At 71.8% G+C, this 25,152-nt stretch carries 23 protein-coding genes; 8 read left to right on the top strand and 15 right to left on the bottom strand.

Annotated elements, in window-relative coordinates:
* Positions 1-123: 123 nt before the first annotated feature.
* Positions 124-1,527, bottom strand: a complete 1,404-nt coding sequence (locus ATL45_RS18275; RefSeq protein ID WP_093157192.1) for an NAD(P)H-quinone dehydrogenase — start codon at positions 1,525-1,527, stop codon at positions 124-126.
* A 306-nt stretch (positions 1,528-1,833) separates the two neighbouring features.
* Here ATL45_RS18275 and ATL45_RS18270 point away from each other — a divergent pair, with 306 nt between their 5' ends.
* Entirely contained in the window at positions 1,834-2,304 is a 471-nt protein-coding gene (locus tag ATL45_RS18270) for a gamma-glutamylcyclotransferase family protein (protein ID WP_093157360.1), read from the top strand.
* Between the two features lie 110 nt (positions 2,305-2,414).
* Entirely contained in the window at positions 2,415-3,203 is a 789-nt protein-coding gene (locus ATL45_RS18265) for a DeoR/GlpR family DNA-binding transcription regulator (protein WP_093157194.1), read from the top strand.
* Between the two features lie 6 nt (positions 3,204-3,209).
* Here ATL45_RS18265 and ATL45_RS18260 read toward each other — a convergent pair whose 3' ends face one another.
* The gene (locus tag ATL45_RS18260; protein WP_093157195.1) at positions 3,210-4,187 is read right to left on the bottom strand and encodes a helix-turn-helix transcriptional regulator; all 978 of its coding nucleotides are present in this window, start codon (positions 4,185-4,187) and stop codon (positions 3,210-3,212) included.
* A gap of 62 nt (positions 4,188-4,249) precedes the next feature.
* Between ATL45_RS18260 and ATL45_RS18255 the strand changes: the two genes are divergently transcribed.
* Positions 4,250-5,038, top strand: coding sequence for a nuclear transport factor 2 family protein (locus ATL45_RS18255; protein WP_093157197.1), 789 nt, complete (start codon positions 4,250-4,252; stop codon positions 5,036-5,038).
* Here ATL45_RS18255 and ATL45_RS18250 read toward each other — a convergent pair whose 3' ends face one another.
* Entirely contained in the window at positions 5,039-6,481 is a 1,443-nt protein-coding gene (locus ATL45_RS18250; protein WP_093157198.1) for an FGGY-family carbohydrate kinase, read from the bottom strand.
* A gap of 31 nt (positions 6,482-6,512) precedes the next feature.
* A complete protein-coding gene (locus ATL45_RS18245; RefSeq protein ID WP_093157200.1) occupies positions 6,513-7,217 on the bottom strand; it encodes an HAD family hydrolase in 705 nt (234 codons plus the stop codon).
* A 155-nt stretch (positions 7,218-7,372) separates the two neighbouring features.
* Here ATL45_RS18245 and ATL45_RS18240 point away from each other — a divergent pair, with 155 nt between their 5' ends.
* Positions 7,373-8,842: an FGGY-family carbohydrate kinase gene (locus ATL45_RS18240; protein WP_093157201.1), complete on the top strand. Its 1,470-nt coding sequence runs from the start codon at positions 7,373-7,375 to the stop codon at positions 8,840-8,842.
* 5 nt (positions 8,843-8,847) lie between these two features.
* Here ATL45_RS18240 and ATL45_RS18235 read toward each other — a convergent pair whose 3' ends face one another.
* From ATL45_RS18235 to mbhE, 11 genes are all read right to left on the bottom strand, one after another.
* Complete coding sequence (locus ATL45_RS18235; protein WP_093157203.1) at positions 8,848-9,426, bottom strand: hypothetical protein; 579 nt, start codon at positions 9,424-9,426, stop codon at positions 8,848-8,850.
* Between the two features lie 159 nt (positions 9,427-9,585).
* Positions 9,586-10,812, bottom strand: a complete 1,227-nt coding sequence (locus ATL45_RS18230) for a M20 family metallopeptidase (RefSeq protein WP_246025842.1) — start codon at positions 10,810-10,812, stop codon at positions 9,586-9,588.
* A 217-nt stretch (positions 10,813-11,029) separates the two neighbouring features.
* Positions 11,030-12,319 (bottom strand): M20 family metallopeptidase, encoded by a 1,290-nt coding sequence (locus ATL45_RS18225; RefSeq protein WP_093157206.1) that lies wholly within the window; start codon positions 12,317-12,319, stop codon positions 11,030-11,032.
* Positions 12,320-12,749: 430 nt separating this feature from the next.
* Positions 12,750-13,034, bottom strand: a complete 285-nt coding sequence (locus tag ATL45_RS18220; RefSeq protein WP_093157207.1) for a hypothetical protein — start codon at positions 13,032-13,034, stop codon at positions 12,750-12,752.
* A gap of 125 nt (positions 13,035-13,159) precedes the next feature.
* The gene (mnhG, locus tag ATL45_RS18215) at positions 13,160-13,507 is read right to left on the bottom strand and encodes a monovalent cation/H(+) antiporter subunit G (RefSeq protein WP_093157209.1); all 348 of its coding nucleotides are present in this window, start codon (positions 13,505-13,507) and stop codon (positions 13,160-13,162) included.
* Positions 13,504-13,770: an MrpF/PhaF family protein gene (locus ATL45_RS18210; RefSeq protein ID WP_093157210.1), complete on the bottom strand. Its 267-nt coding sequence runs from the start codon at positions 13,768-13,770 to the stop codon at positions 13,504-13,506. Before ATL45_RS18210 ends, mnhG begins: the two co-directional genes overlap by 4 nt.
* A gap of 253 nt (positions 13,771-14,023) precedes the next feature.
* Entirely contained in the window at positions 14,024-14,578 is a 555-nt protein-coding gene (locus ATL45_RS18205; RefSeq protein ID WP_093157212.1) for a Na+/H+ antiporter subunit E, read from the bottom strand.
* On the bottom strand, positions 14,575-16,107 hold the full coding sequence (locus tag ATL45_RS18200; protein ID WP_093157213.1) for a Na+/H+ antiporter subunit D: 1,533 nt from the start codon (positions 16,105-16,107) through the stop codon (positions 14,575-14,577). Before ATL45_RS18200 ends, ATL45_RS18205 begins: the two co-directional genes overlap by 4 nt.
* 205 nt (positions 16,108-16,312) lie before the next feature.
* A complete protein-coding gene (locus ATL45_RS18195) occupies positions 16,313-16,741 on the bottom strand; it encodes a Na(+)/H(+) antiporter subunit C (protein ID WP_093157215.1) in 429 nt (142 codons plus the stop codon).
* Entirely contained in the window at positions 16,738-17,283 is a 546-nt protein-coding gene (locus ATL45_RS18190) for an MnhB domain-containing protein (protein ID WP_246025415.1), read from the bottom strand. Before ATL45_RS18190 ends, ATL45_RS18195 begins: the two co-directional genes overlap by 4 nt.
* Positions 17,280-19,637, bottom strand: coding sequence for a hydrogen gas-evolving membrane-bound hydrogenase subunit E (gene mbhE / locus ATL45_RS18185; protein ID WP_093157216.1), 2,358 nt, complete (start codon positions 19,635-19,637; stop codon positions 17,280-17,282). Before mbhE ends, ATL45_RS18190 begins: the two co-directional genes overlap by 4 nt.
* Positions 19,638-20,092: 455 nt before the next feature.
* Between mbhE and ATL45_RS18180 the strand changes: the two genes are divergently transcribed.
* From ATL45_RS18180 to ATL45_RS18165, 4 genes are all read left to right on the top strand, one after another.
* Positions 20,093-21,805: a serine/threonine-protein kinase gene (locus ATL45_RS18180; RefSeq protein ID WP_093157363.1), complete on the top strand. Its 1,713-nt coding sequence runs from the start codon at positions 20,093-20,095 to the stop codon at positions 21,803-21,805.
* A 59-nt stretch (positions 21,806-21,864) separates the two neighbouring features.
* Positions 21,865-22,674 (top strand): purine-nucleoside phosphorylase, encoded by an 810-nt coding sequence (locus tag ATL45_RS18175; RefSeq protein WP_093157218.1) that lies wholly within the window; start codon positions 21,865-21,867, stop codon positions 22,672-22,674.
* Between the two features lie 190 nt (positions 22,675-22,864).
* Positions 22,865-24,511 (top strand): phospho-sugar mutase, encoded by a 1,647-nt coding sequence (locus tag ATL45_RS18170; RefSeq protein WP_246025413.1) that lies wholly within the window; start codon positions 22,865-22,867, stop codon positions 24,509-24,511.
* Between the two features lies 1 nt (position 24,512).
* Entirely contained in the window at positions 24,513-24,968 is a 456-nt protein-coding gene (locus ATL45_RS18165; RefSeq protein ID WP_093157219.1) for a flavodoxin family protein, read from the top strand.
* Positions 24,969-25,152 lie beyond the last annotated feature (184 nt).

Raw genomic sequence — 25,152 nt, 5'->3', positions numbered from 1 at the left:
AAACTCGCGTTGCGCGGTTACTTGTGGCTGGGTTGCATCACGGTCCCCTGAGGTGCGGTTGAGCAGGACTCGGGTTGGCACAAGGGGTGTCACGACCGCTCCTGCCTGCCGGGGAAGGGCGGGTCAGTCCAGGTCGTCGTGCCGCATCAGCAGCCGGCCGGCCTCGGTCAGCGAGCCCGACAGCGACGGGTACACCGAGAACGTGTTGGCCAGGTTGTCCACCGTCACCTGGTTCTGCACCGCGAGCGCGATCGGCAGGATCAGCTCGCTGGCGTTCGGCGACACCACGACACCGCCCACCACCACGCCGGTCTGCGGGCGGCAGAAGACCTTGAGGAAACCGCGGCGCAGACCCTCCATCTTCGCGCGCGGGTTCGTGGCCAGCGGCATCATCACGGTCCGCGCGGGCACCTCGCCGCTGTCGATGGCCTGCTGGCTGATGCCGACGGTGGCGATCTCCGGGTGCGTGAAGACGTTCGCGGCGACGGTCTTGAGCTTGATCGGCGTGACGCCCTCGCCGAGGGCGTGCCACATCGCGATCCGGCCCTGCATGCCCGCCACCGAGGCCAGCAGCAGCAGACCGGTGCAGTCGCCGGCCGCGTAGACCCCCGGCACGCAGGTCCGCGACACCCGGTCGACCGGGATGTAGCCGCCGCGGTCGGTCTCGACGCCGATCCGCTCCAGCCCGATGTCCTCGGTGTTGGGGACCGAACCCACCGTCATCAGCGCGTGGCTGGCCTCGACCTGGCGGCCGTCGGCCAGGTGGATCAGCACCCCGGTGTCGGTGCGCTCCACCTTCTCCGCGCGGGCGTGCTTGACGACCTCGGTGCCGCGCTCGGCGAACACCTCTTCCAGCACCGCGGCCGCGTCGGCGTCCTCGTGCGGCAGCACCCGGTCGCGGCTGGAGATCATGGTGACCTTGACGCCCATCTCGGTGTAGGCGGAGGCGAACTCCACACCGGTGACGCCGGAGCCGATCACCGCCAGGTGCTCGGGCAGTTCGGGCAGGTCGAAGAGCTGCCGCCAGGTGAGGATGCGCTCCCCGTCCGGCTCGGCGCCCTTGAGGACCCGCGGCGTGGCGCCGGTGGCGATCAGCACCACGTCGGCGGTCAGCTCCTGATGGGTGCCGTCGGCGAGGTCGACGCCGACCTGGTGCACCGCCATGCCCTTGGCCGGGTTGGTGAAGCGCGCCCGACCGGGCAGGATCTTCACACCTTCGCGGCGGACCCGGGAGCGGATGTCAGCGGACTGCGCGAGCGCGAGGCCCTTCACCCGGCCGTGCACGACGGCCACGTCGACGTCGGAGTCCTCGGTCTTCGCGCGGATGCCGAGCTCGCGGGCGTCCCGGTACGCCGAGCGCGCGCCCGCGGAGGCGATGAAGGTCTTCGACGGCACGCAGTCGTAGAGCACGCAAGCCCCACCGAGGCCCTCCGGCTCGACCAGCGTGACGTCCGCCCCGTTCGACGCGGCGACCAGTGCTGCCTCGTAGCCAGCCGGGCCGCCTCCCATGATCACGATGCGGGTCACTTCGCGTTCCTCCCGATGCCTGCCGTGTGGGCGCCAGACTCACCGTACGCTGCGCGTAGTCCGGTCAATTCGGGTGGTGTCGCCCGAATTGACCACCGTGGCGCACCCCACAGCGCGGTGACGACCGAGGGTCACCGCCGTGCTGGGTCACTCCCATTCTGATCGCTCGCCGCTGCCGCGTCGCCCCGGAAGATCCCGGCCGGGACCGCGCAAACCGGACGGGACGGCCGAAGACGGTCGCGAGTACCCACTTTTGTGACGCGGTCCGCTCCGCCGCGCGGGCTGTCGATCGCTACCCTGTTGGGCGTGCCTCTGTACGCCGCGTACGGGTCCAACATGGATCCGGCCCAGATGTTGAAGCGAGCGCCGCATTCGCCGCTGGCGGGTTCGGGCTGGCTGATGGACTGGCGGTTGACCTTCGGCGGCGAGGACTACGGCTGGGAAGGCGCTCTCGCCACCATCGTCGAACACCCCGGGGAGCAGGTCTTCACGGTGCTCTACGACGTCAGCCCGGAGGACGAGCGGCAGCTCGACAACTGGGAGGGCGCCGAGCTGGGCATGCACAAGAAGCTCCGGCTGCGGGTGCAGACGCTGGACGGGCCGGTGCTGGCCTGGCTGTACGTGCTCGACGCCTACGAGGGCGGGCTGCCGTCGGCGCGCTACCTCGGCGTGATGGCCGATGCCGCCGAAGCCGCCGGAGCTCCCGAGGACTACGTCGAGAAGCTGCGGACGCGGCCCTGCCACAACGTCGGGCCCGGCTCTCCGCGTGACATCTGACCCGAACATCACGCCGCACGTGTGACAATCACTTCGATTGCACACGTGGTTGCTCGCCGCGTGCCGGGTGGGAACCGCGGCCGGCGGGCCCTGAGGTGAGGGGTTTCGGCGTGGCCGAGGCAGGCGGCACACCGGTCAGCCAGCAGGACCGGCGCGAGGAGATCCGCCAGGCGGTGCTGGCCAGCGGGTTCGTGCGCATCGAGGAGCTCGCCGCCGCGCACGGCGTCAGCGGCATGACGATCCACCGCGATCTGGACGTGCTGGAGCAGCAGGGCTGGCTGCGCAAGGTCCGGGGCGGGGCGACCTCGACGCCGACCGCGCTGCTGGAGACATCGGTGCGGGCCAGGATCGCCGACGCCGCCGAGGAGAAGGCGCGCATCGCCGAGCACGCCGCGCGGCTCGTGACCCCCGGCCAGGTCGTGGCCCTGGACGACAGCACCAGCGCGCTCGCGGTCGCCGAGCGGTTGCCCGCGCTGGCCCCGCTGACCGTCGTGACGAACTTCCTGTCGGTGATCAACCTGCTCAGCGGCGAGCCCGGCCTGCACCTGATCGGGCTCGGCGGCGACTACCAGCCGTCCTACGACGCCTTCCTCGGGCTGCACACCGCCACCACCGCCCGCACCATGCGCTCGGACGTGCTGTTCATGTCGACCACCGCGGTGGTCGGCGGGCACTGCCTGCACCGCTCGCAGGAGACGATCCAGGTCAAGCGGGCGCTGATGGAGACCACCGGCAAGCGGGTGCTGCTGCTGGACCACTCCAAGTTCGACCGGCGCGCGGTGCACGAGCTGGCCCCGCTGACCGAGTTCGACCTGGTCGTGGTGGACGCGGGCACGCCGGCTCGACTGCTCGACGAGCTGCGGTCGGCGGGTGTGGTGCTGGAGGTGGCCGGGCACTGACCTGGCTCAACCCGTGCCGTACAAGCGGGTCAGCTCGCCCAGCGTCGCGGTGATCCGGTCGCGCAGTTCCACCGGCGCGAGGACTTCGGCGTCGGCACCGAGCTTGAGGAACTCCGGGAGCGCCTGGTCGACGGATTCGATCGGGACCGTCACCCGGATCCAGCCTCGCTCGTCGGGGGCTCCGGCGGTTCTCCGCGCTGCTCGCACCACCATCGGCTCCACCAGGTGGGGCAGGCGGTCGAAGGCCCGCGGCGAGAGCTTGACGACCGCTTCGCCGCTGTGGCGCCGGGAGTCGAAGCGCTCCAGGTAGGACTTCCAGTGATCGGCCAGGTCGAATCCGGCGGGCCGGGTGAAGCGCTCGTCGAGGACGTGCAGATCGACGATCCGGGAAACGCGGTACGTGCGGATCCGCTCGCCGGAACCCGCCACCAGGTACCAGTGACCGGCCTTGAGAACCAGCCCGTACGGCTGCACGGTGCGGCTCGTCTCGTGCGGCTCGGCCCAGCGCAGGTATCTCATCCGGACGGTGCGGTCGTTCCACACGGCGTCGGCGACGGCGGTGAGGTGCGGTGTGCGGTCGGCGTCGTCGTACCAAGCCGGAGTGTCCAGGTGGAACCGGTCGGCGAGCCGCCCGGACCGGGCCCGCAGATCCGCGGGCAGTGCCGCCATGAGCTTGAGGTGGGCCGCGGTCACGACCTCGCCCAGCCCGAGCTCGGCGGCGGCCGCGGGCAACCCGGTCAGGAACAGCGATTCCGCTTCACCGGTGGTCAGCCCGGTCAGCCGGGTGCGGAAACCGTCGAGCAGCCGGTAGCCGCCCTGGTGCCCCGGCTCGCCGCACAGCGGGATTCCCGCCTCGCTCAGGGATTCCACGTCGCGGTAGACGGTCCGCACCGACACCTCGAGTTCGCCGGCCAGCTCCTGCGCGGTCATCCGCCCCCTGGTCTGCAGCAGCAGGAGGATCGTCAGCAGGCGGCTCGCGCGCACGGGTGAAGTCTGCCGTGATCCACTGACAGGAGGTGGCAGGGAGGACTGATTAGCGTCCGCCCATGAACATCGACATCGAGCAGTTCGCGGACCGGTACGTCGCGGTGTGGAACGAAGCCGATCCGGTGGCGCGGCGCAGCGCCATCGCGGCCCTGTGGGCAGCGGACGGCGTCCAGATCACCGAGTCGGCCGAGCACCGGGGTCACGACGAGCTCGAAGCCCGCATCTCCGAAGCCCACGCCGAGTTCGTGCGCGGCTCGGGGCTGGTCTTCCGGCCCGCCGACGACGTGACCGGGCACCACGGCGCGGTCGTCTTCACCACGCACCTGGTCCCGGCCGACGGCGGCGACATCACCTGGACCGGCCGCGTCTGCGCGATGCTCGGAGCGGACGGGCGCATCCGGTCCGAGCACCAGTTCACCGTGCCCGCCGCGGGCGGGAGCACCCGCGCAGGCGCGGAGGAGTTCCTCCGCAGGCTCGCCGGAGGTGACCCGGACCGGATCGCCGACCTGTTCGCCGAGGAGGTCGACTGGGTGCTGGACTGGCCGAGCGGCGGCCACCCGGCGGTGCCGTGGATCCGGCCGCGCTCGACCCGGGCGGAGGTCGCCGAGCACTTCCGCGCGATCGCCGACTTCCACGTGCCAGAGAAAGCAGCGGGATCGGCGTCCCGGGTCCTCGTCGAGGGCCAGGACGCGGTCGTGCTCGGCGACATCCGGCAGACGGTGCGGGCCACCGGCCGGTCGTACACCGCGCTGTGCGCGCTGCACCTGACCTTCGGGAACGGCTTGATCACCCGGTATGCCGTCTACGAAGACAGCCTCAGCGTCGCCGAAGCCCTCGGCGGCTCCTGATCAGGCTGCTGCGAGCCAGCCCCGGGTGCGGAGTTCGCCGAGGAAGCGCTGATAGCTGCTGTCCAGTCGGGACACCTCCGAGCGCACCGGTTCGACCAGTTCGCCCTCGGGCACCATCGCTGCCGCCGCGGCGCTCAGGTCCGGGTGGATCGAACCGCTGGCCGCCAGCAGTGCCGCGCCGAGCGCCGTGCCCGCGCCTTGGACGCGCAAGACCGGGCGGTCCAGCACCGATGCTCTGATCCGGCACCAGGCGAGGCTCCGGGCACCGCCGCCTGCGGTGCGCACCGGGCCTGCCGCCGGGGCGCCGATCTCGGCCAGGCGTTCCAGCGCGAGGCGCTCGCAGAAGGCGACGCCTTCGAGGCGGGAGCGGTACTCGTCCACCCGGTCCTGCGGCGTGCCGATGACGAACCGGGTGGCCCGCTCGGCCAGGAACGGGAACCGCTCGCCCTCACCGCGCAGCGGGTAGTTCACCACGCTCGCCGGGCCGCGTTCGGTGGCCGCGCGGTCCAGTTCCGCCAGCTCCGCGGTGTCCACATCGGACAACGCGGAGCCGCCGATGTTGGCCGCACCACCGGGCAGCCACACGCCGTCCGGGTGCAGGTGGCTGTACACGGCCCCGGCCGGGTCGTGCACGAGCTCCTTCGACACGCCCTTGAGGACCAGCGTCGTGCCCAGGACGGTCACGAACTGGCCGATGTCGACGGCACCGCACGCCAACTGGCCCGCGCACCCGTCGGTCATCCCGGCCCGCACCTCGCAGCCCGCGGGCAGGCCCGTCTCCGCCGCGGCCGACGCGTCGACCGCTCCCAGGACCACCGTCGGCCGCACGACCTCCGGGAGCAGCCGGGACGGCACCTCCAGCGCGTCGAAGACCTCGGTGGCCCATTCCCCGGCCACCGCGTCGTAACCGCTCTTCAGCGCGTGGCTGGTGTCGGTCGCCACCGGGCGCCCGACCAGCTTCCGGGCGATGACGTCCGGGGTGTGGCAGACCAGCTCGGTGCCCGCCGGGAGGTGGCGCGCCAGCCAGGCGATCCTGGCCAGGCCCGATCCGGCCGACGGGGTGATGCCGGTCCGCTCCCAGCGCGCCGCGCCGACCTCGACCGCGGTACGGGCCTCGGCCTCGGCGCGCCGGTCGTCGTACATCAGCGCCGCGCCGAGCGGGTCACCGTTGCCGTCGACCGGGACCACGGTGCCCGAGGTCGCCGAGATCGCCAGCGAGGTGATCTCCGCGCTGCGCGCACCCAGCGCGGTCGTGCACTCCGCCAGGCAGTCCCGGACCGCGGGCCACCACGTGCTCGCGTCCTGCTCGGAACGGCCACCCGGCGAGCGCACCGGCTGCGGCAGCGGCCGGGAAGCCGACGCCACCACCGAACCGGCCTGGTCGTGGATCTGCACCCGCACGTTCGCGGTCGCGATGTCCACTCCTGCGACGAGCTCTCCCATCAGCACCCCTCCCCGGCGCGTGAACCGCTGGTCACCCAGCGGCCTGCAGCTTCTCCAGCGCTTCCGGCAGCTCGGCCATCGAGAGCACCGCGATGTCCGGCTCGGCGAGCTGCTCGGGCGTCGGCTCCGGCGGGGCCTCGCCGCGCACCACCCACACCGTTCGCAGGCCGACCCGCTTGGCACCGCGCACATCGGTGTCCAGCCGGTTGCCGACGTGCACCGCGTTCGCCGGATCGACGCCGGCTTCGCGCAGCGCGTGCTGGAAGATCCGCGGGTCCGGCTTCTCCGCCCCGACGACCTCGGAGATCGCCCAGATGTCCACGAAGTCGGACACGCCGTCCCGGCGCAGGGCGTCCACGACCACCGCGCGCTGGTTCGCCACGATCGCGATCTTGTAGCGCCCGGCGAGCCTGCGGAGCGTCGGCAGCACGTCCTCGTGCAGCGCCGACGGCGGGTACTCCCAGTACTGCTCGGCGCGGTCGGACAGCCGCTGGCGGTCGCCCGCGGTCAGGAACCGCTCGGCGACCGCGGTCCGCAGCGAGCCGCCCTGCGCCTGCCTGCGCTCGTCGTAGACCTGCTGGAACTCCGCTTCGCCGACCTCCCCGCGGCCGTCCTCGGCGGCGAGTTCGCGCGTGGCGCGCAGCAGCGCGTCGCGGTAGGCGCGGTCGTCGTAGACCGGGCCGCCGACGTCGAGCAGCACGAGGTCGATGCGGCCGGTGGTGGGTTCAGGCGGCACGGCGCGTCCTTCCGGTGGTGGTCCACTACCGGGATCGTGGTGTCACATCCCATCGCAAATATAACACTTATCTTGAAATTTTTAACACTCAATGCTGTGATGTTCTCGGGTCGCGCACCGGCCGACCCGGCAGGCGGGATCTGGAGGGAACGCCCGTGATCACCATCGGCATCGACGCCGGCACCTCGGTGGTGAAGAGCGTCGCCTACGCGGCGGACGGGACCGAGCTGGCGGTCGCCCGCCGCCCGACCCGGGTCGAGCACCCCCGGCCCGGCTGGGCCGAGCAGGACATGCAGGAGGTGTGGAGCGCGGTCGCCGACACCGTCGCCGAGCTCACCGCCGCCGCCGGATCCGACGTCGCGGCGCTCGCGCTCACCGCGCAGGGCGACGGCTGCTGGCTGGTCGACGACGCTGGCCAGCCGACCGGACCCGCGCTGCTCTGGAACGACGCCCGCGCCTCCGGGATCGCCGCCGACTGGGCCGATTCCGGGGTGCTCGCCGAGCTGTTCAAGATCAACGGATCGGTCGGGTTCGGCGGCCTGCCGCACGCGCAGCTGCGCTGGCTCGCCGAGCACGACCCAGCCCGGATCGAGCGGTCCGCGAAGGTGCTGACCTGCGGCGGCTGGCTGTTCCACTGCCTGACCGGACGCCTCGCCTGGGACGTTTCCGAAGCCTCGAACCCGTTCCTCGACGCGCGGACCGGTCAGTACGCCCCCACCGTGCTCGCCGAGCTCGGGCTGGACTGGGCGCAGCCGCTGCTGCCCGACGTGGTGGACGGCCAGCAGCGGATCGCACCGCTGCGCGACGCCGCGGCCGAGCGGCTCGGCGTTCCGGCGGGCACACCGGTGGTGCTCGGCGCGTACGACGTGATCTCCACGGCCATCGGCGCCGGTGTCACCGAACCCGGCCAGGCCTGCACGATCCTGGGCACCACGATCTGCACCGAGGTGATCAGCGACAGCCCGCGGCTCGACCGCACCCCGGTCGGCATGTCGCTGCGCACTCCGGAGCCGGGCCGGTGGATGCTCGCCAGCGCCACCCTGTCGGGCACCGAGGTCGTGGAGTGGACCTGCCGGATGCTCGGCCTGCCCAACCCCGAAGACCTCACCGACCTCGCCGAGCAGGCCGAACCCGGCAGCAAGGGCCTGCTGATGCTGCCCTACCTCTCGCTGGCCGGTGAGCGCGCGCCGTTCTACGACCCGGCCGCGCGCGGCAGCCTGCACGGGCTGAGCCTGGAGCACGGTCCGGCCGAGATCGCGCGGGCCTGCCTGGAGGGGCTGGCCATGGCGATCCGGGACTGCCTGCGGGCCAGCGCCGCGCAGCCCACCGAGCTCCGGCTCACCGGCGGTGGTTCGGCGAACCGGCTGTGGCGCCAGGTGATCGCGGACGTGACCGGGTTGCCGGTCGTGCGCACCACCGATGAGCAGGCCGGTGCCCGCGGCGCGACCGTGACCGCGCAGTCCCTGCTGACCGGCCGCAGCCTCACCGAGGTCGCCCGCGAACTGGTCGGGACGTCCGAGCCGCTGCAGCCCATCGAAGCCAACCGAGCCACCTACGACGACGCGTACGCACGCTTCATCGCCGCGCGGGAAGCGGCTCAGGCCGCCGCCTGGTTCCAGCGCTGAAGTCCTCACCGCGCACCTCCGATCCCGGCGGCCAGCGCGGGACGCGGCTTGGCCCAGGCCAGCCCGAGCAGCGCGCCCGCCCGCCGGGTGCCACGGCGGTCCCGGCGGCGGGCGATCCGCTCGGCGACCAGCGCGCGGAAGCGCTCGGCTCCCTCGCCGAGCCGGCCGAGCGCCTGTTCCAGGCAGTCCAGGGCCTGGCGCTGATCGCCGGTGCACAGCAGATCGGTGATCGCGACGTCCAGGGCCTGGGTGCGCAGGCCGTCCAGCTCCACGACGTCGCACTCCCGGACCCACGCCTGGTGGATCGTCAGATCCGGCTGCGAGCGCACCTCGCGGCCGTAGGGGATCGTCACGTCCACGACCTCGTCGACCGGGCCGCAGCCGTGCATCGCCACCGCCGTCGGGCCGGACAGCACCGAGTACGGCCCGGCCCGCAGCAGCGCGGCGGCCGCACGGGTCACCGGATCGCCGGCGCGGGCCGCCGGGACCACCACGCCGTGCCAGGGCTGCACCCACTCACCGGCGGCCAGGCCCGCCGCGAGCTCTTCCGGGCCCAGCAGCCGTTCGGCGTCCAGGCAGGTCATCGCGCCGTGCCTGGCTGAGGGCGGCCACTCCACGACTGCGTTCGGGGTTCGTTCTCCAGGGCAGATGATGTTCGTTCTCATACCCATACAGAGGCGCGAACCCCGCCCGCAGATACAGCCGCGAGTGGATACACCTCGATCAGGTGGGACTCCGCGGCGTCAGCTCCGGAGGGTGCGCAGGGCCGTGTGGACCATCGCCCGGACGCCGACCAGCAGGGCCCGCTCGTCCAGCGCGAACGTCGGCTGGTGCAGGTCCTTGACCCGGCCCGATCCCGAGTGCACGCCCAGGCGCGCGAACGAGCCCGGCACGTGCTCCAGGTACCAGCCGAAGTCCTCGCCACCCGAGGACTGCGGGGTGCTCGCCAGGGCTTCTTCGCCGAGGGCGGCTTCGATGCCCGCCCGGAACAGCTCGGTGCTCTCCTGGTCGTTGACCACCGGCGGCACGCCGCGCCGGTGCTGGAGGTCGAACCCGACGCCGAGCGGCGCCAGCAGGCTGTGCACCAGCTCGTGCACCAGCGGCTCCAGCTTCGCCCAGGTGTCGCGGTCGCCGGTGCGCAGCGTGCCGGTGAGCACCCCGTCCTGCGGGATGGCGTTCGGCGCTTCGCCGGCGTGCACCGCGCCCCAGGTCAGGACGGTGCCGGTGCGCGGGTCGACGCGGCGCGACAGCAACGTCGGCAGGCCGGTGATGACGGTGCCCAGCGCGTGCACCAGGTCCGCGGTCAGGTGCGGGCGCGAGGTGTGCCCGCCGGGCGAGGTCATGCGGAGCTCCAGCAGGTCGCTGGCCGAGGTGATGGCACCGACGCGGGTGCCGATCTGCCCGACCGGCAGCCGCGGATCGCAGTGCAGCCCGAAGATCCGGTCCACCCCGTCGAGGGCGCCGGCGGCCAGCACGTCCAGCGCACCGCCCGGCATCACCTCTTCGGCGGGCTGGAGGATCAGCCGCACCCGGCCGGGCAGTTCCGGCGCGGAGGCCAGCGCCAGCGCGGCGCCCAGCGCGACCGTGGTGTGCGCGTCGTGGCCGCAGGCGTGCGCCACTCCGTCCACAGTGGAGGCGTACGGGAGCCCGGTGGCCTCGGTCAGCGGCAGCGCGTCGATGTCCGCGCGCAGCGCCACGGTGCGGCCGCCGGGCCGGTGCTCGCCGATGTCGCAGACCAGACCGGTGCCCACCGGCAGCACCTGCGGCTTCAGGCCCGCTCTGGTGAGCTGCTCGGCGAGGAAGGCCGTGGTCTCGTGCTCGGCGCGGGAGAGTTCGGGGTAGGCGTGGATGTGCCGCCGCCAGGCCACCACCCGCTGGGCGTTCTCGGCCAACCAGGAGTCAAGCCAGGACGGCCCGCGACCGGCGCCCAGGTCCGCCACGGCCCCGACACTGGTGTCCACGCCCGACATGGTGCTGCCGATCGGCGCGGACGGCCCGTCCACGTCCGGCGCGAGGAGCGTGCCCTGCGCCGCCGCGGGCCAGCCCGCCTCCTCCACCGCCGAACCGCTGTTCGAGGGCCGTCCCGGGTCTGAGCCACGAGAATCCACCACGGTCACGCCATTCCTCCAGTGTCTTGCGGGGCGTCCGGACCCGGTGCGCGGCACGAGCGGCAAGCGGCAGCACCGCTCACGCCACGCCCCCGGCGTCCTGCTGGGCACCCGCACCCGGCCCGCGGTGCGCGCCGCCGACCGGTGTGCAGAACTCTTCCGACGAACTCCGAGCGCGCACGGCCGCCAGCAGGCGTTCCCGCTGCGCGCTGTCCGCGGCGGCGGCCACCGCCGTCCAGGCCATTGCCAGCGCCCCGTCCAGCACCGCCCGGTCGGCGGTCGGGGTCGCGCAGGCCGCGGCGAACTCCACCTGGTGGTTGACCGCGCCGCCGCAGTCGATCGCGATCATCGGGTGGATCGCGGGCAGGGCCCGGGTCACGTTGCCCATGTCGGTGCTGCCGATGACCCGGCTCTGCTCGGCACCTCGGTCGAGCGGTTCCCGCCCGAGCTCGGTGATCGCGCGGCGGTAGGCCTCCGACAACCAGCTGTCGGGGTCCAACTCCGCGTAGACCGGGGAGATCTGCACGACTTCGTGCGTGCACCCGGTCGCCGTCGCGCCCGCCTCGAAGCAGGCCCGGATGCGGTTCTCCAGGCGCTCCAGGGACCGCGCTTCGGCAGCGCGCAAGTTGTAGACCGCCGCGGTGTGCGCGGGAACGATGTTCGGCGCCGCGCCACCTGCGGTGACGATACCGTGCACCATCTGCTGCGGCTCGACGTGCTGGCGCAGCAGGCCGATGGCGACCTGCGCGACGGTCAGCGCGTCGGCCGCGTTGAGGCCCAGCTGGGGAGCCGAGGCGGCGTGCGCCTCGCGGCCGGTGTAGCGCACCTCCAGGTCGGTGATGGCCAGCGAGACCGGGCGGCAGATGTCCTCCGGACCGGGGTGCACCATCATCGCCATCGCCACGTCGTCGAACACGCCGCGCTGCAGCATCAGCACCTTGCCGCCGCCGGTCTCCTCCGCCGGAGTGCCGATCAGCCGGACCGTGATGCCCAGCTCGTCGGCGACGTCGGCGAGCGCCAGCGCGGCGCCGACCGCGGCCGCGGCGATGACGTTGTGGCCGCAGGCGTGACCGACCTCCGGCAGCGCGTCGTACTCGGCGCAGATGGCCACCACCAGCTCGCCGCTGCCGCGCTCGGCGACCAGCGCGGTGTCCAGGCCGGCCACCGGGGTGCGGACCTCGAAGCCGTGCCGGGCGAGCAGGTCGGCGACCTTGGCCGCGCTGCGGTGCTCGGCGAAGGCGAGTTCCGGTTCGGCGTGGATGCTGCGGGAGAGCTCGACCAGCTCGCGCTCGTGGCGTCGCACCGAGGCGCGGCAGCGCGCGGTGGCGGAACGGTCATGATCGCGGTGCGGGGCGGGCGCAGTACTCATTTGGCGCCCATCCTGCATCATCCGGAACAGCGACACCGCGCCGATGCGGAACGTCTAGCTGACCGGTACGCACACTGCGACGAACGGGTGGCGCCGTTTCAGCCCGGCCGAAGAATTGTTTTCAGCGCACATTGATTTCGCGTTCAACAACCGCTCGGAGGAGGTCCGCCGCAGGGGCCGAGGGGCCGGCGGGAAGGGTGTGGGCCGGCACCGGTCGGGGGGCTTCCCGGTGCCGGCCCACGTTCGTGGGGGGCGTTCGCCCCGATCTACGCACGTCAGGGACTGCTGTCACCTCGTGGGCCTTGCGCCTACGCACGTAGTCAGTTGTGAAAATCCCACAGGTTCGCCGTCAGGTCTAGTCCATGGCGAGAATTGACAGCGAAATTATTCCGCTAAGAACAGACCGGTCGGCCGGTTTCCGGGTGGTTTACTACTTTTTCCACTTGACAAACAAGACCGGCTTCTTGCGGAGGCGGCGCGACAGCAGCACCGCGCCGATCAGCACGAAACCGGCGATGCCGATCCCCATGCGCTGGCGCGCATCGGTGCCGGCGTCCGCGGGCGGCTGCTCGGCGGGCGGTGCGGGCGGCGGCTCCTGCGCGACCACGACGGTCGTCGGCGGTGCGGCGACCTCCTCGGCGACGGCCGCCGGAGGGACCAGGAACAGGGACAACGCGATCGCGAGGCCAGCGAGAACGCGGCCGGTCCGCCACATGATGGCTCCACATCCTTCTGCAGCCGCGTCGGACTACCGACACTTTCGTGGTCACCCGTACAGGACCATTTGATCATAGTCGGCGCGCACTGTGACCGGTCGCGTGCGAGATGTGCCGGATCGGATCAGCGGTCCCGGCGCTCCCGTTCGATCCGGTCCCCGAGCTCGTCCACCACCAGCGTCTCCCGGCGGATGCTGTCCGCGCGGTAGGCCGCCCGGCCCACCAGCTGCGCCATCACCGGCGCGGTGAGCATCTGGAACAGCGCCACCAGGATCAGGCCTGACGCGTAGATGAAGTCCAGCTGCACGGCGGTGCCGATCAGGATCAGCATCAGCCCCAGCGTCTGCGGCTTGGTGGCGGCCTGCAGGCGGGCCAGCACGTCCGGGAAGCTCAGCAGGCCGATGGCCCCGAGCAGGCAGGACAGCGCGCCGCCGATGAGGCAGACCGCGGAGAAGACGTCCAGCAGGCTCATCGGTACGGCTCCTTCTTCTCGACCAGCCGGGCAGCGCTGACCGACCCGATGAACGCCAGCAGCGCGAAGGCGGCCAGCAGCGCGATGTTCGAGCCGTCCTGCAACCAGCCCATGCCCGCGCACGTCCCGGCGATGATCACGGTGACGAACACGTCGACCGCCACGATCCGGTCCAGCGTGGTGCGGCCGAGGATCAGCCGCACCAGGACCAGCAGCCCGGCCACGCTCAGCAGGCCGACGGTCACGATGAAGACCCAGGTCATACTGTCCCGCCTCTCCGGGATTTTCAGTGGTGGTTACGTTCGGGAGTGATCTTGCGTTTTGAGGGTTTCTCGTGGCTGGGTTGCATCACGGTCCCCTGAGGTGCGGTGAGGCAGAACGCTGTCCCGCCCCTCCGCGATCTTCAGTGGTGGTTACGCCCAGGATCGAACTCGCGTTTCGCGGCTTCTCGTGGCTGGGTTGCATCACGGTCCACTGAGGTGCGGTGAGGCAGGACTCCGGTTGGCACAAGGGATGTCATGAGCGCCCCTCCGTTCCGTTGACCAGGGCCAGCTCCGCCGCCGAGCCGACCGCGCGCACCACCCGGCGTTCCAGGGCGAGCACCTCCTGGCGCACCGACTCGGCGTCGGCGGCGCGCATGCCGAGCGAGTAGACGTAGCAGATCCGGTGGGCCCGGTCGATCTGCAGCACGAACTTGCCAGGGGCCAGCGACAGCGCGTTGGCCACCATCGCGGTGATGTGGTCGGAGTCGGTCCGCAGCGTCACCGCCACGATCCCGGCGGGCGCGTTCGGGCCCTGGGTGACCGCCTGCCAGGAGACCCGCGCGGTGGAGATCACCAGGTCCCAGGCCAGGTAGCCGGCTAGCTGCAGCACCCGCAGCGGGCGCACCGCGATGTTGGTGCGGATGGCCGGGTTCGGGAACAGCGTCGACACGAACACCGCCACCACCAGGCCGAAGAACAGCGTGCCCAGGTCGAAGGTGCCCCACAGCATCACCCAGACCAGGGTCAGCCAGGCCACCATCGGCAACCGCCGCAGCAGCCCGCCGCGACGGGTGATCCGCTCGGTCATTCGACGGCACCTCCCAACACCGCGCTCCGGTAGGTCTCGCCGTGCATCAGGTCCTCCGCGGCCCGCCCGCTGACCTCCGCCAGCGGGCCCGCCACCAGCGCGATCACCACGCTGGTCGCCACCAGCACCCCGCTGGCCACCACCATCGGGCGGTTCGAGGTGGCGGTGCCGACCACCAGCTCATCGGTCGGGTCGGGGTCCTGCTCAGGAGCTTTGACCTGCCCCCAGAACGCCCGCGTCCACACCCGCGCCATGGCGTAGAGGGTGAGCAGGCTGGTCAGCACCAGGCCGCCGGTGACCGCGTAGGCCGTCCAGGTCCCGGCACCGACACCGGCCTGCAGCAGCGCCAGCTTGGCCACGAAACCGGAGAACGGCGGCACCCCGGCCAGCGTCAGCGCGGGCAGCGCGAACAGCACCGCGATCATCGGCGCGGCCTTGGCCAGGCCGCCCATCCGGGTCAGCGCCACGGTGCCGGTGTGCCGCGTGATCAGACCGCTGACCAGGAACAGCGCGGCCTGCACGGTGATGTGGTGCACGACGTAGAGGATCACGCCGGTCAGGCCGACCACGTCGTAGACGCCGAGCCCGAACAGCATGTAGCCGATGTGGCTGACCAGCAGGAAGGACAGCAGCCGGTTCAGGTCGTTCTGGGCCAGCGCGCCCAGCGCGCCGACGACCATGGTGATCAGCGCGATGCCGAGCATCAGGTTCCAGCTCTCGGAATGGCTGAACACCAGCGTCTGGGTGCGGATCAGCGCGTAGATGCCGACCTTGGTGAGCAGCCCGGCGAACACCGCGGTGACCGGCGCGGGCGCCGTCGGGTAGCTGTCCGGCAGCCAGAAGTGCAGCGGCACCATGGCCGCTTTCACGCCGAAGACGATCACCACCAGCAGCGCCAGCGCGATCTGCAGCCCGTCCGGCAGCTGGTGCACCTTCTCGCCCAGGTCGGCCAGGTTCACCGTGCCCGTCGAGGCGTAGACCAGCGCGATCATCGTGATGAACAGCAGCGAGGACGCCAGGCTGACGATCACGTAGGTCATGCCCGCGCGGACGCGGGTGGCGGTGGTGCGCCGGGTGATCAGCACGTACGACGAGCTGAGCATGATCTCGAAGGCGACGAACAGGTTGAACAGGTCGCCGGTGAGGTAGGCCAGCGAGACGCCCGCGCACAGCATCAGGTACATCGGGTGGAACGTGGTGCTGGAGCGCTCCCGGCCGTAGTCGGTGATGCGCTGGCCGATCGAGTAGATCAGCACCGCGAAGGTCACCACCGAGGAGATCATCAGCAGCAGCGCGGAGAGCCGGTCGGCGACCAGCGTGATGCCGAACGGCGCGGGCCAGGCGCCCATCTGCAGCACCACCGGCCCGAACCGGTCGGCGACGTAGAGCAGCACCGCCGCGTCCACGATGATCGCGCCGAGCACCAGCAGCCCGAGCGCGCGCTGGATGTCCGCGAAGCGCCCCAGCGCCAGCGACAAGCCGGCGGCGAGCAGGGGCAGCAGCACGGGCAGGGCCACGAGAACGGTCACTGGGTGGCCTCCTTTTTTCCTACACGGGCTGGTTTGCGTAGCGGTGCAGGTAGCGGAACCTCAGCGCCCGCCTGACTGCGGGATCTCCTCCTGATGTATGACCGATACACGGCGTCGGAGCTGTCCTCGCCAGGCGAACGCTGAGAACCCGCGGCGGTGCAAGTTGCGAAGGTGGTTGAAAGCGGCTGACGCCGCTTGCTCGACATCACCGCTCCGTTCCCACTCCTCCGGTCTTCTCCAGCTCCTCGGCGCCGTCCTCCTCGGACTCGGACAGCCGGCGCTCCAGCCGCTGGATGCGCCGGTCCTCCAGGTCGTCGCGGACCTCGTCGTGGCCGAGCAGCGTCCACGAGCGGTAGGCCAGCGCCAGCAGGAACGTGGTCAGCGCGAAGGTGATCACGATCGCGGTGAGCGCCATCGCCTGCGGCAGCGGGTCGGCCATCTGCGCCGGATCGGTGGTGCCGATCATCGCGGCGCCGGCCGGCGGGCCGCCCGCGGTCTGCAGCAGCAGGTTCGAGCCGTGCCCGAGGATCACGATGCCGAGCAGGATCCGCATCAGCGAGCGCTGCATCAGCAGGTAGAAGCCGACCGAGTACAGGACGGCGAGCACCACCGCCATGGTCAGGTTGATCGTCATCGCTGCCCCCGCTCCGCCGCGTCGACGTCGGCCTCGATGGCCGAGCCCAAGGTGCGCAGCAGGTCCAGCACCACGCCCACGATCAGCAGGTACACCCCGCTGTCGAGCAGCACGCTGGTGACGAACTTGATCTCGCCGAGCGGTGGCACGGTGAACTTGTAGATCGCCGTCTCCAGCAGCTCGCCGCCGAACAGCAGCGGCAGGAACGCCGAGGTGGTGGCGATGGTCAGGCCCATGCCGATCAGCACCGGCGGCCGCATCGAGACGATCGCGCTGTCGTCCATCCGGCCACCGGCGAGGTAGCGCAGCACGAACGCCTGCCCGGCGACCAGGCCGCCGCTGAACCCGCCGCCCGCCCGGTCGTGCCCGGCGAACAGCAGGTAGATGGACAGCACCAGGACGGTCGGGAAGATGATGCGGGCGGCGAGCTCGAGCAGCACGGTGCGCTGCTTGCCGTCCCGGCAGAAGCCGGACAGCAGCCACCGTTCGGTGGGCGCGTCCCAGGTCGTCCAGGACGGACGCTTCATCGGCGTCGTCGTCATTCGCGCACCTCCTCCTGCTGCTTGACCGGCGTCTTCACCGATATCGGCGGTACTCGCGTGCTGCGCTTCCGGCGTTCGTGGCGGGAGGCCAGGATCAGGCTGGCCACCCCGGTCGCGGCGATCGCCAGCACCGCGATCTCGCCGACGGTGTCGAAGGCGCGGAAGTCGACGATGATCGCGTTGACCACGTTGGTCGCGCCCGCGCCCTTCTCCGCGTTGGCGATGAACGCCGCGCTGGCCTCCGGCGGGGCCTGGCGCGCGCTGCTGAAGATCACCGCGGCCAGCGAGATGAAGGTCCCGGCGGCGATCGCGATGACCGCCTTGGGCGCCTGCCAGGCCTTCGCGGTGTCGGACTGGGTGAAGCGCACCGGCAGCCGCCGCAGCACGAACACGAACGCCACCAGCGTCAGCGTCTCCACCAGGAACTGGGCCAGCGCCAGGTCGGGGCCGCCGTCCACGATGAACAGCCCACCGATGCCGTAGCCGACGACGCCGACCAGCAGCACCGCGGTCAGCCGCCGGCGCGAGCGCAGCACCGCGATCGCCGCGACGATCACCACGAGGGCCAGCGGCACCTGCAGGAGGTTGTCGTAGGCCCGCAGATCGTCCGGCACCGCGGCCCGCACCAGGAGCGCCGAGCCCGGGATCGCCAGCATCGTCAGCAGGATGATGCCGAGGTAGGTCGGCAGCGAACCGACCTGCAGGCGGCCGGTGACGCCGACCGCCACCCGCTCCAGCAGCGCCATGATCCGCTCGTAACCACGCTGCGCGTCCAGCGGCCGCGGCAGCTTCTTGCGCGCCGCCGTCAGCTGGACCCGGCCCAGGTGCAGCGCGACACCGCCGGTGACGGCGAGGGCGGACAGCAGCAGCGGTAGGTTGAAGCCGTGCCAGAGCGCCAGGTGGTACGGGTCGGCGACCGGCGCGAAGACCTCGGCGTAGGAGCCGGCCAGCTTGTCGGCGACCGGGTAGCCGATGCCCAGCACGATGCCCGCCAGCGCGGGCAGCCCGGCCGGGATCAGCGCCTCCGCGCTGGGCTTCTTGGCCTTGGTCCGCGGCAGCTCCGGCTTGTCGGCGAAGGCGCCCCACAGCATCCGCAGGCTGTAGGCGACGGTCAGCATCGAGCCGAGCACCAGCACCGCGTCCACCAGCAGGTCCGGTCGACCGCCGGTGAGGAAGGCGCTGAACGCCGCCTCCTTGCCGATGAAGCCGAGCATCGGCGGGAGCCCGGCCATCGAGGCCACGCCGAGGGTGGCGACCACCGCCAGCCACGGCAGCTCGCGGCCCAGCCCGGAGAGCTTGCGGATGTCGCGGGTGCCCGCCTGGTGGTCGATGATGCCGACGACCAGGAACAGCGTGGCCTTGAACATGCCGTGCGCGAGCAGCATCGCGGCACCGGCCATCGCGCCGGTGTGGGTGCCCGCGCCGAACAGCACCATCAGGAAGCCGAGCTGGCTGACGGTGCCGTAGGCCAGCAGCTTCTTCAGGTCGTACTCGTGCAGCGCTCGCCAGCCGCCGACCAGCATCGTGACCAGGCCGAAGGCGATGGCCGCCAGCTTCCACTCCGGCACGTCGGTGAACACCGGCGCGAGCCGCGCCACCAGGAACACACCGGCCTTGACCATCGATGCGGCGTGCAGGTAGGCGCTGATCGGCGTCGGCGCGACCATCGCCGCGGGCAGCCAGTTGTGGAACGGGATCTGCGCGGACTTGGTGAACGCGCCGACCAGGATCAGCAGCGCGGCGACCACCGCCGCGGCGCCGCCCGGCGGGTTCGCGGCCAGCTCGGAGATCCGGTAGGTGCCCGCGGTCTCGCCGAGCACCACGAAGCCGAGCAGCATCACCAGCCCGCCCAGGCTGGTGATCATCAGCGCCTGCAGCGCCGAGCGGCGCGATTCGCGGCTGAGCCCGGCCTGCCCGACCAGCAGGAACGAGCAGATCGTCGTCAGTTCCCAGAAGACGTAGACGGTGATCAGGTCGTCGGCGAAGACCAGCCCGAGCATCGCCCCGGCGAAGGCCAGCAGCAGCGGGGCCGAGCGCCGGGCGTCACCGCCACCGCGGCTGAAGTAGGAGTCGGCGTAGACCAGCACCACGGCGCCGAGGCCGGCGACCAGGATGGTCATCAGCAGCGCCAGCGCGTCCAGCCGGAAGGCGAACTGCAGGCCTATCAGGGGTGCCCACTCGACGGTCTCGCTGATCGTCTGCCCGGACAGCACCGGTCCGGCCTGCGCCAACACCCAGAGCAGAGCCGCAGCCGGTGGAACGGCTGCGGTCAGGAATGCGGCTCGGGTGCTGCGCCGGGCCAGGAACGGGAGTGCCAGAGCCACCAGCAGGTGCACGACGACGAACGCGAGCAAGGGCACCTCCTCGACGTCGATAGGTCGTGGTCAGCTCGACCCGCCGACACCCGGCGACCCGGGATCGTTCGCCACCGTCATCGCGGACGCACCGTGAAGCAGGTGTATGTTGCTTCCTTGCGCGCGACGCTGCGAATATCGGCGTTGAGAAGGCTCGGGCCACCGATGTCAGCGAGGTCCGATCGGCGCCCAACTTATCCGAAACACACGTATCCGGGCCAATCCGCGATCTTGTGGACGGCAGCGGATTCGCACCCGTTTTTTCGTTGCGACGAAATAACGTTAGCTGCGACAACAACGCGCCCGCAGTGCCGCTCCGGGTGGGATTACTCACGTTTTGTAACGCTGATACGGGCATTCGCCGCTGATCACTCCGGCGCGGTGAAGCCGTCCCAGCTCCGCAACGATCGGCCCGTTCGGCCTCGCGTGCGCGATCAGCCGTGGAGAATGCGATCGTGCCCGCGAACGACAACAACACCCTCGCCGGCGCCGGTCGGCTGATCGGTGACCGGTACCGCCTGGAACGCAAGCTCGGCGGCGGTGCGATGGGCACCGTGTGGGCCGGCACCGACGAACTGCTGCGCCGCCCGGTGGCGGTCAAGGAGGTCAAGCTCCCGCCCGGCATGCCCGACGAGGAAGCCGCCGAGATGCGCGAGCGCGCGCTCCGCGAGGCCCGGGCGATCGCGGTGCTGTCGCACCCCAACGTGGTGACGCTCTACGACGTCGCCCGCGATGGCGGCGAACCGTTCGTGGTCATGGAGCTGGTGCCGTCGCAGAGCCTCGCGGCGATCCTCGAGGAGCACGGCGCGCTCGACGACCAGCAGATCGCGGTGATCGTCGACGGCGTCGCGGCCGGGCTGGACGCCGCGCACCAGGCGGGCATCGTGCACCGCGACGTCAAGCCGGGCAACGTGCTCATCGGCGACGACGGCCGGATCAAGGTCAGCGACTTCGGCATCTCCCGCAACATCGCCGAGCACACCCTCACCAGCACCGGGATCCTGCTGGGCACCCCCGCCTACATCGCGCCCGAGGTCGCGGCGGGCGAGGGCGTCCGGGCGTCGGCCGACCTGTGGGGGCTGGGCGCGACGATGTTCGCCGTCGTCGAGGGCCGGGCGCCCTACGACGTCGGCGACGATCCGCTGGCCACCGTGACCGAGGTGGTGCGCGGCCCCGTCCCGCGGGTGAGCCGCTCCGGCCCGATCGGCGAGATCATCACCGGGCTGATGGTCAAGGACCCGACGCGGCGGATGTCGCTGACCGAGGTCCGCCGCCGGGTGCAGCACCTGCTGCCGCCGCCAGGTGCGCGCCCGTTCGCGATGCTGCTCGACCCAGAAGCCCCCACGGTGCGGGTTCGCTCGCTGGTGCCGCCGACTCCCTCGAACCCGCCACCGCCGCGGCCGAAGCAGCCCACGCTCGGCGCGCAGGCTGCCCCGCTGGCCCGCGACCCCGGGCTGCCGCCGTTCGAGCTGAAGGACCCGCCGCCGAGCCGCCGCTCGCCGTGGTCCGCGGTCGCGCTGGGCGTGGCCGCCGTCGTGCTCTTCGCCGCCGCGCTGGCCGGTGGCTTCGTGCTCACCCGGCTCGCCCTGGGCAAGGACGTGCTGCCCGAGCCCGGGACGCCGGCGAGCCCCGCCGCGGAGACGCCGCTGGCCGAGCAGCTCGGCCTGGTCGAGACCGCCGGCAACGCCAAGCACACCGCCGCTCCCTCGGGCGGGAAGTTCCAGATCCTGGCGCCGCAAGCGAGCCCCGGTGGCTGGCAGACGTTCCAGAGCGAGCGCACCGATGTCGCCAACAGCCTGGTGACGTCCTACGTGTCGCCGGACGGCCTCTTCGAGATCGCCGTGCAGCGCTACGGGAACTTCTTCGGCTCCGGCCACGACATCGACGACTACCTGGACAGGCTGCCGCTGAGCGTGGGCGGCGGGAACAAGATCCGGGTGGACAGCGTGACCGACAACGGCGACGGCAAGCGGCTGGTCTACACGACGATGGTGCGGCCGATGCTCAACGGGCAGGCCAACGCCGACCCGCGCACCACGGAGGCGGAGCTGGTCCGCCGGGACGACGACCTGTGGATCGTGCGGGTCACCGGGCCGCCCGGGCTGAGCACCCAGAGCCAGGCGATGCTCAACGAGATCGCACCGACCCTCGACACCAGCACGCCCTGACGAGCTCGGTGGGGCGTGCGCGCAACGCGAAGCCGGAAAAGCCTCTAAGCTGCGCGGCCGTGACCTCTAGTACTGCTATCGACCCGTCCGCCGCGGCTTCGGCCGCCGCCACCGCGCTCGCCGAGGCCACCGGCGTCGAACGCCACGACCTGGTCGTCGTGCTCGGCTCCGGCTGGCAGCCCGCCGCCGAGGAGATCGGCTCACCCGCCGCCGAGATCGGCATGGCCGAGCTGCCGGGCTTCGCCGCACCGGGCGCGATCGGGCACAGCGGCAAGATCCGCTCCGTGCCGGTGGGCGACAAGCGGGCGCTCGTCATGCTCGGCCGCACGCACCTCTACGAGGGCAAGGGCATCGACCCGGTGGCGCACGGCGTGCGCACCGCGATCGCGGCCGGGTGCCGCACGGTGGTGCTCACCAACGCCGCGGGCGGCCTGCGCGAGGGCATGCAGGTCGGGCAGCCGGTGCTGATCAGCGACCACGTCAACATGACCGCGCGGTCGCCGCTGGTGGGCGCGGACTTCGTGGACCTCACCGACCTGTACTCGCCGCGGCTGCGGGAGCTCGCCCGCGGCATCGACCCGACGCTGGAGGAAGGCGTCTACGCCGGGCTGCCCGGTCCGCACTTCGAGACGCCCGCCGAGATCCGGATGCTGCGCACCATGGGCGTCGACCTGGTCGGCATGTCGACGGTGCTGGAGGCGATCGCGGCCCGCGCCGCGGGCGCCGAGGTCTTCGGCCTGTCCCTAGTGACGAACCTGGCGGCGGGGCTCAGCGGCGAACCGCTGAACCACGAGGAGGTCCTCGAAGCGGGCCGCGCGTCGGCCAGCCGCATGGGCCAGCTGCTGCGCTCGGTCGTCGAAGCCTCCTGAAATCCAGCTTCCAGGCTCGTTCTGCGGGTAGCGGAACGCTCAGCGCCCGCCTGGTCTCCGGCTGCCCGGTCTGATGTATGACGAGTCCGTCGGGTCGTGAGCGCGGGATTTTCGCGCTCACGACCCCACGGGATCGCGGCGGAGCTGGGATGATCTCCGCTCGGGTGTTGGCATTCGCATCGGAGGCCTCGTGGGCGAATCGGTGGAAGTGTGCGGGACTGGCGCGCGGGCCGCGGCTGAGCGGTGGATCGCGGAGGACGTCGATCCGGGCGCGCGGGCGGAGCTGCAGCGGCTCGTCGACGCCGACTCGCCGGAGCTGGCGGACCGGATGTCCGGGATGCCGCGGTTCGGCACCGCGGGCCTGCGCGCCGCGGTGCGCGCCGGGGCGAACGGCATGAACCGCGCGGTGGTCGTGCGCACGACCGCCGGTGTCGCGGAGTGGCTCAACGAGCACGGCCACAGCGGCGGTGTCGTGGTGGTCGGCCGGGACGCGCGGCACGGGTCGGCCGATTTCGCCGCCGACGCCGCCGGTGTGCTGGCCGCGGCCGGCTTCGACGTGCGGGTGCTGCCCGAGCCGCTGCCGACGCCGGTGCTCGCTCACGCGGTGCGCGCGCTGGACGCCGTCGCGGGCATCCAGATCACCGCCTCGCACAACCCGCCGCAGGACAACGGGTACAAGCTGTACCTGCGTGGCGGCATCCACCTGGTGAACCCCACCGACAGCGAGATCGAGGCCGCCGTCGCCGCGACTCCGGCGGCGAACTCGGTGCCGCGCGCGGAGAACTGGTCGGTCCACTCCTCGGCGCTGGAGGACTACCTCGCCCGGGTCGCGACCCTGCCGCGCGGCAGCGCTCGCGGGTTGCGGATCGCGGCGACCGCGCTGCACGGCGTCGGCGCCCAGCCGCTGCGGGAAGCGCTGCACCGCGCGGGTTTCGACGACGTGCACCTGGTCGCCTCGCAGGCCGATCCGGACCCGGACTTCCCCACCGTCGGGTTCCCGAACCCGGAGGAGCCGGGGACGACGGACGCGCTGCTGGAGCTGGCCGCGGAGGTCGGCGCGGACCTGGCGATCGCGCTGGACCCGGACGCCGACCGGTGCGCGCTCGGCGCGCCGGTGGACGGCGTCTGGCGGATGTTCCGCGGTGACGAGACCGGCGTCCTGCTCGCCTGGCACATCCTGTCCACTTTGGACCGGGAGGTGACGCCGGATCCGCTGGTGGCCACGACCATCGTGTCCGCGACCATGCTGCGCTCGATCGCCGCGGAGTTCGGCGTCCGCTACGACGAGACGCTGACCGGGTTCAAGTGGCTGGTGCGCGCCGGGGACGGCGCGGGCACCGGGCTGGTCTACGCCTACGAGGAAGCGCTCGGGCACTGCGTCGACCCGGATTTCGTGCGCGACAAGGACGGCATCTCCACCGCGGTGCTGGCCGCCGACCTGGCCGCCGCGCTGAAGGCCGCGGGGCGCGCTCTCCCGCAGCTGCTCGACGAGCTCTCCACCGAGCACGGCCTGCACGAGACCGGGCAGATCTCGGTCCGGGTCTCCGACCTGAGCTTGATCCCCCGGATCATGCGGCGGCTGCGGGCGCAGCCCCCGGCGCAGCTCGCCGGCACCGCTGTGGACGTCCGGGATCTGCTGCCGCAGACCGACGCGCTGGTGGTCACCGGCGCAGGCGGCCTGCGGGTGGTCATCCGGCCGTCCGGGACCGAACCGAAGCTCAAGTGCTACCTGCAGGTCGTCGAGCAGGTCGACGACCTGCCCACCGCGAAGCGGCGCGCCGCGGACCGCCTCGCCGCGCTGGAGCGCGCCGTTTCCGAACTCGTGCGAGGAGGCTGAGATGCCCCGGCTGCTGATCGTGCACCACACCCCGTCGCCCGGGATGCAGGCGTTGTTCGAACAGGTCGTCGCCGGCGCGACCACCGACGAGATCGAAGGCGTCGAGGTGGTGCGTCGCGCGGCGCTGAGCGCGACCGCCAGCGACGTCCTCGAAGCCGACGGCTACCTGCTGGGCACCCCGGCGAACCTCGGCTACATCAGCGGCGCGCTCAAGCACTTCTTCGACACGATCTACTACCCGTGCCTGGACTCGACCGCGGGCCGCCCGTTCGGCTACTACGTGCACGGCAACGAGGGCGTGGAGGGCGCGCAGCGCGCGATCCGCTCGATCACCACGGGGCTCTCCTGGCAGCAGGTCGCCGAACCGGTCACCGTCCTGGGCGCCCCCGGCAAGGCCGACCTGGCGGCTTGCTGGGAGCTTGGCGCGACCGTCGCGGCCGGGCTCATGATCGAGTGAGCGCAGGTTCCCGGGTATCCGGGCGCACAACAGCAGAAGAACCCCAGTTGATCTTGATACGAAGCTGCGGAGTAACCTGATCGTGTCGTCGGGGCGCGCCCCTTGACGACACGGGGCGCCCTGGGCAAAGCCCGCCTTCCCTCATCAACGTGCGATGTTCGGGGCGCCCCCTCCTCGCGCTCGG

This window comes from Saccharopolyspora antimicrobica (genome assembly GCF_003635025.1).
Taxonomy (GTDB): Bacteria; Actinomycetota; Actinomycetes; order Mycobacteriales; family Pseudonocardiaceae; genus Saccharopolyspora; species Saccharopolyspora antimicrobica.
This window is presented reverse-complemented; position numbering and strand designations above follow the sequence as displayed.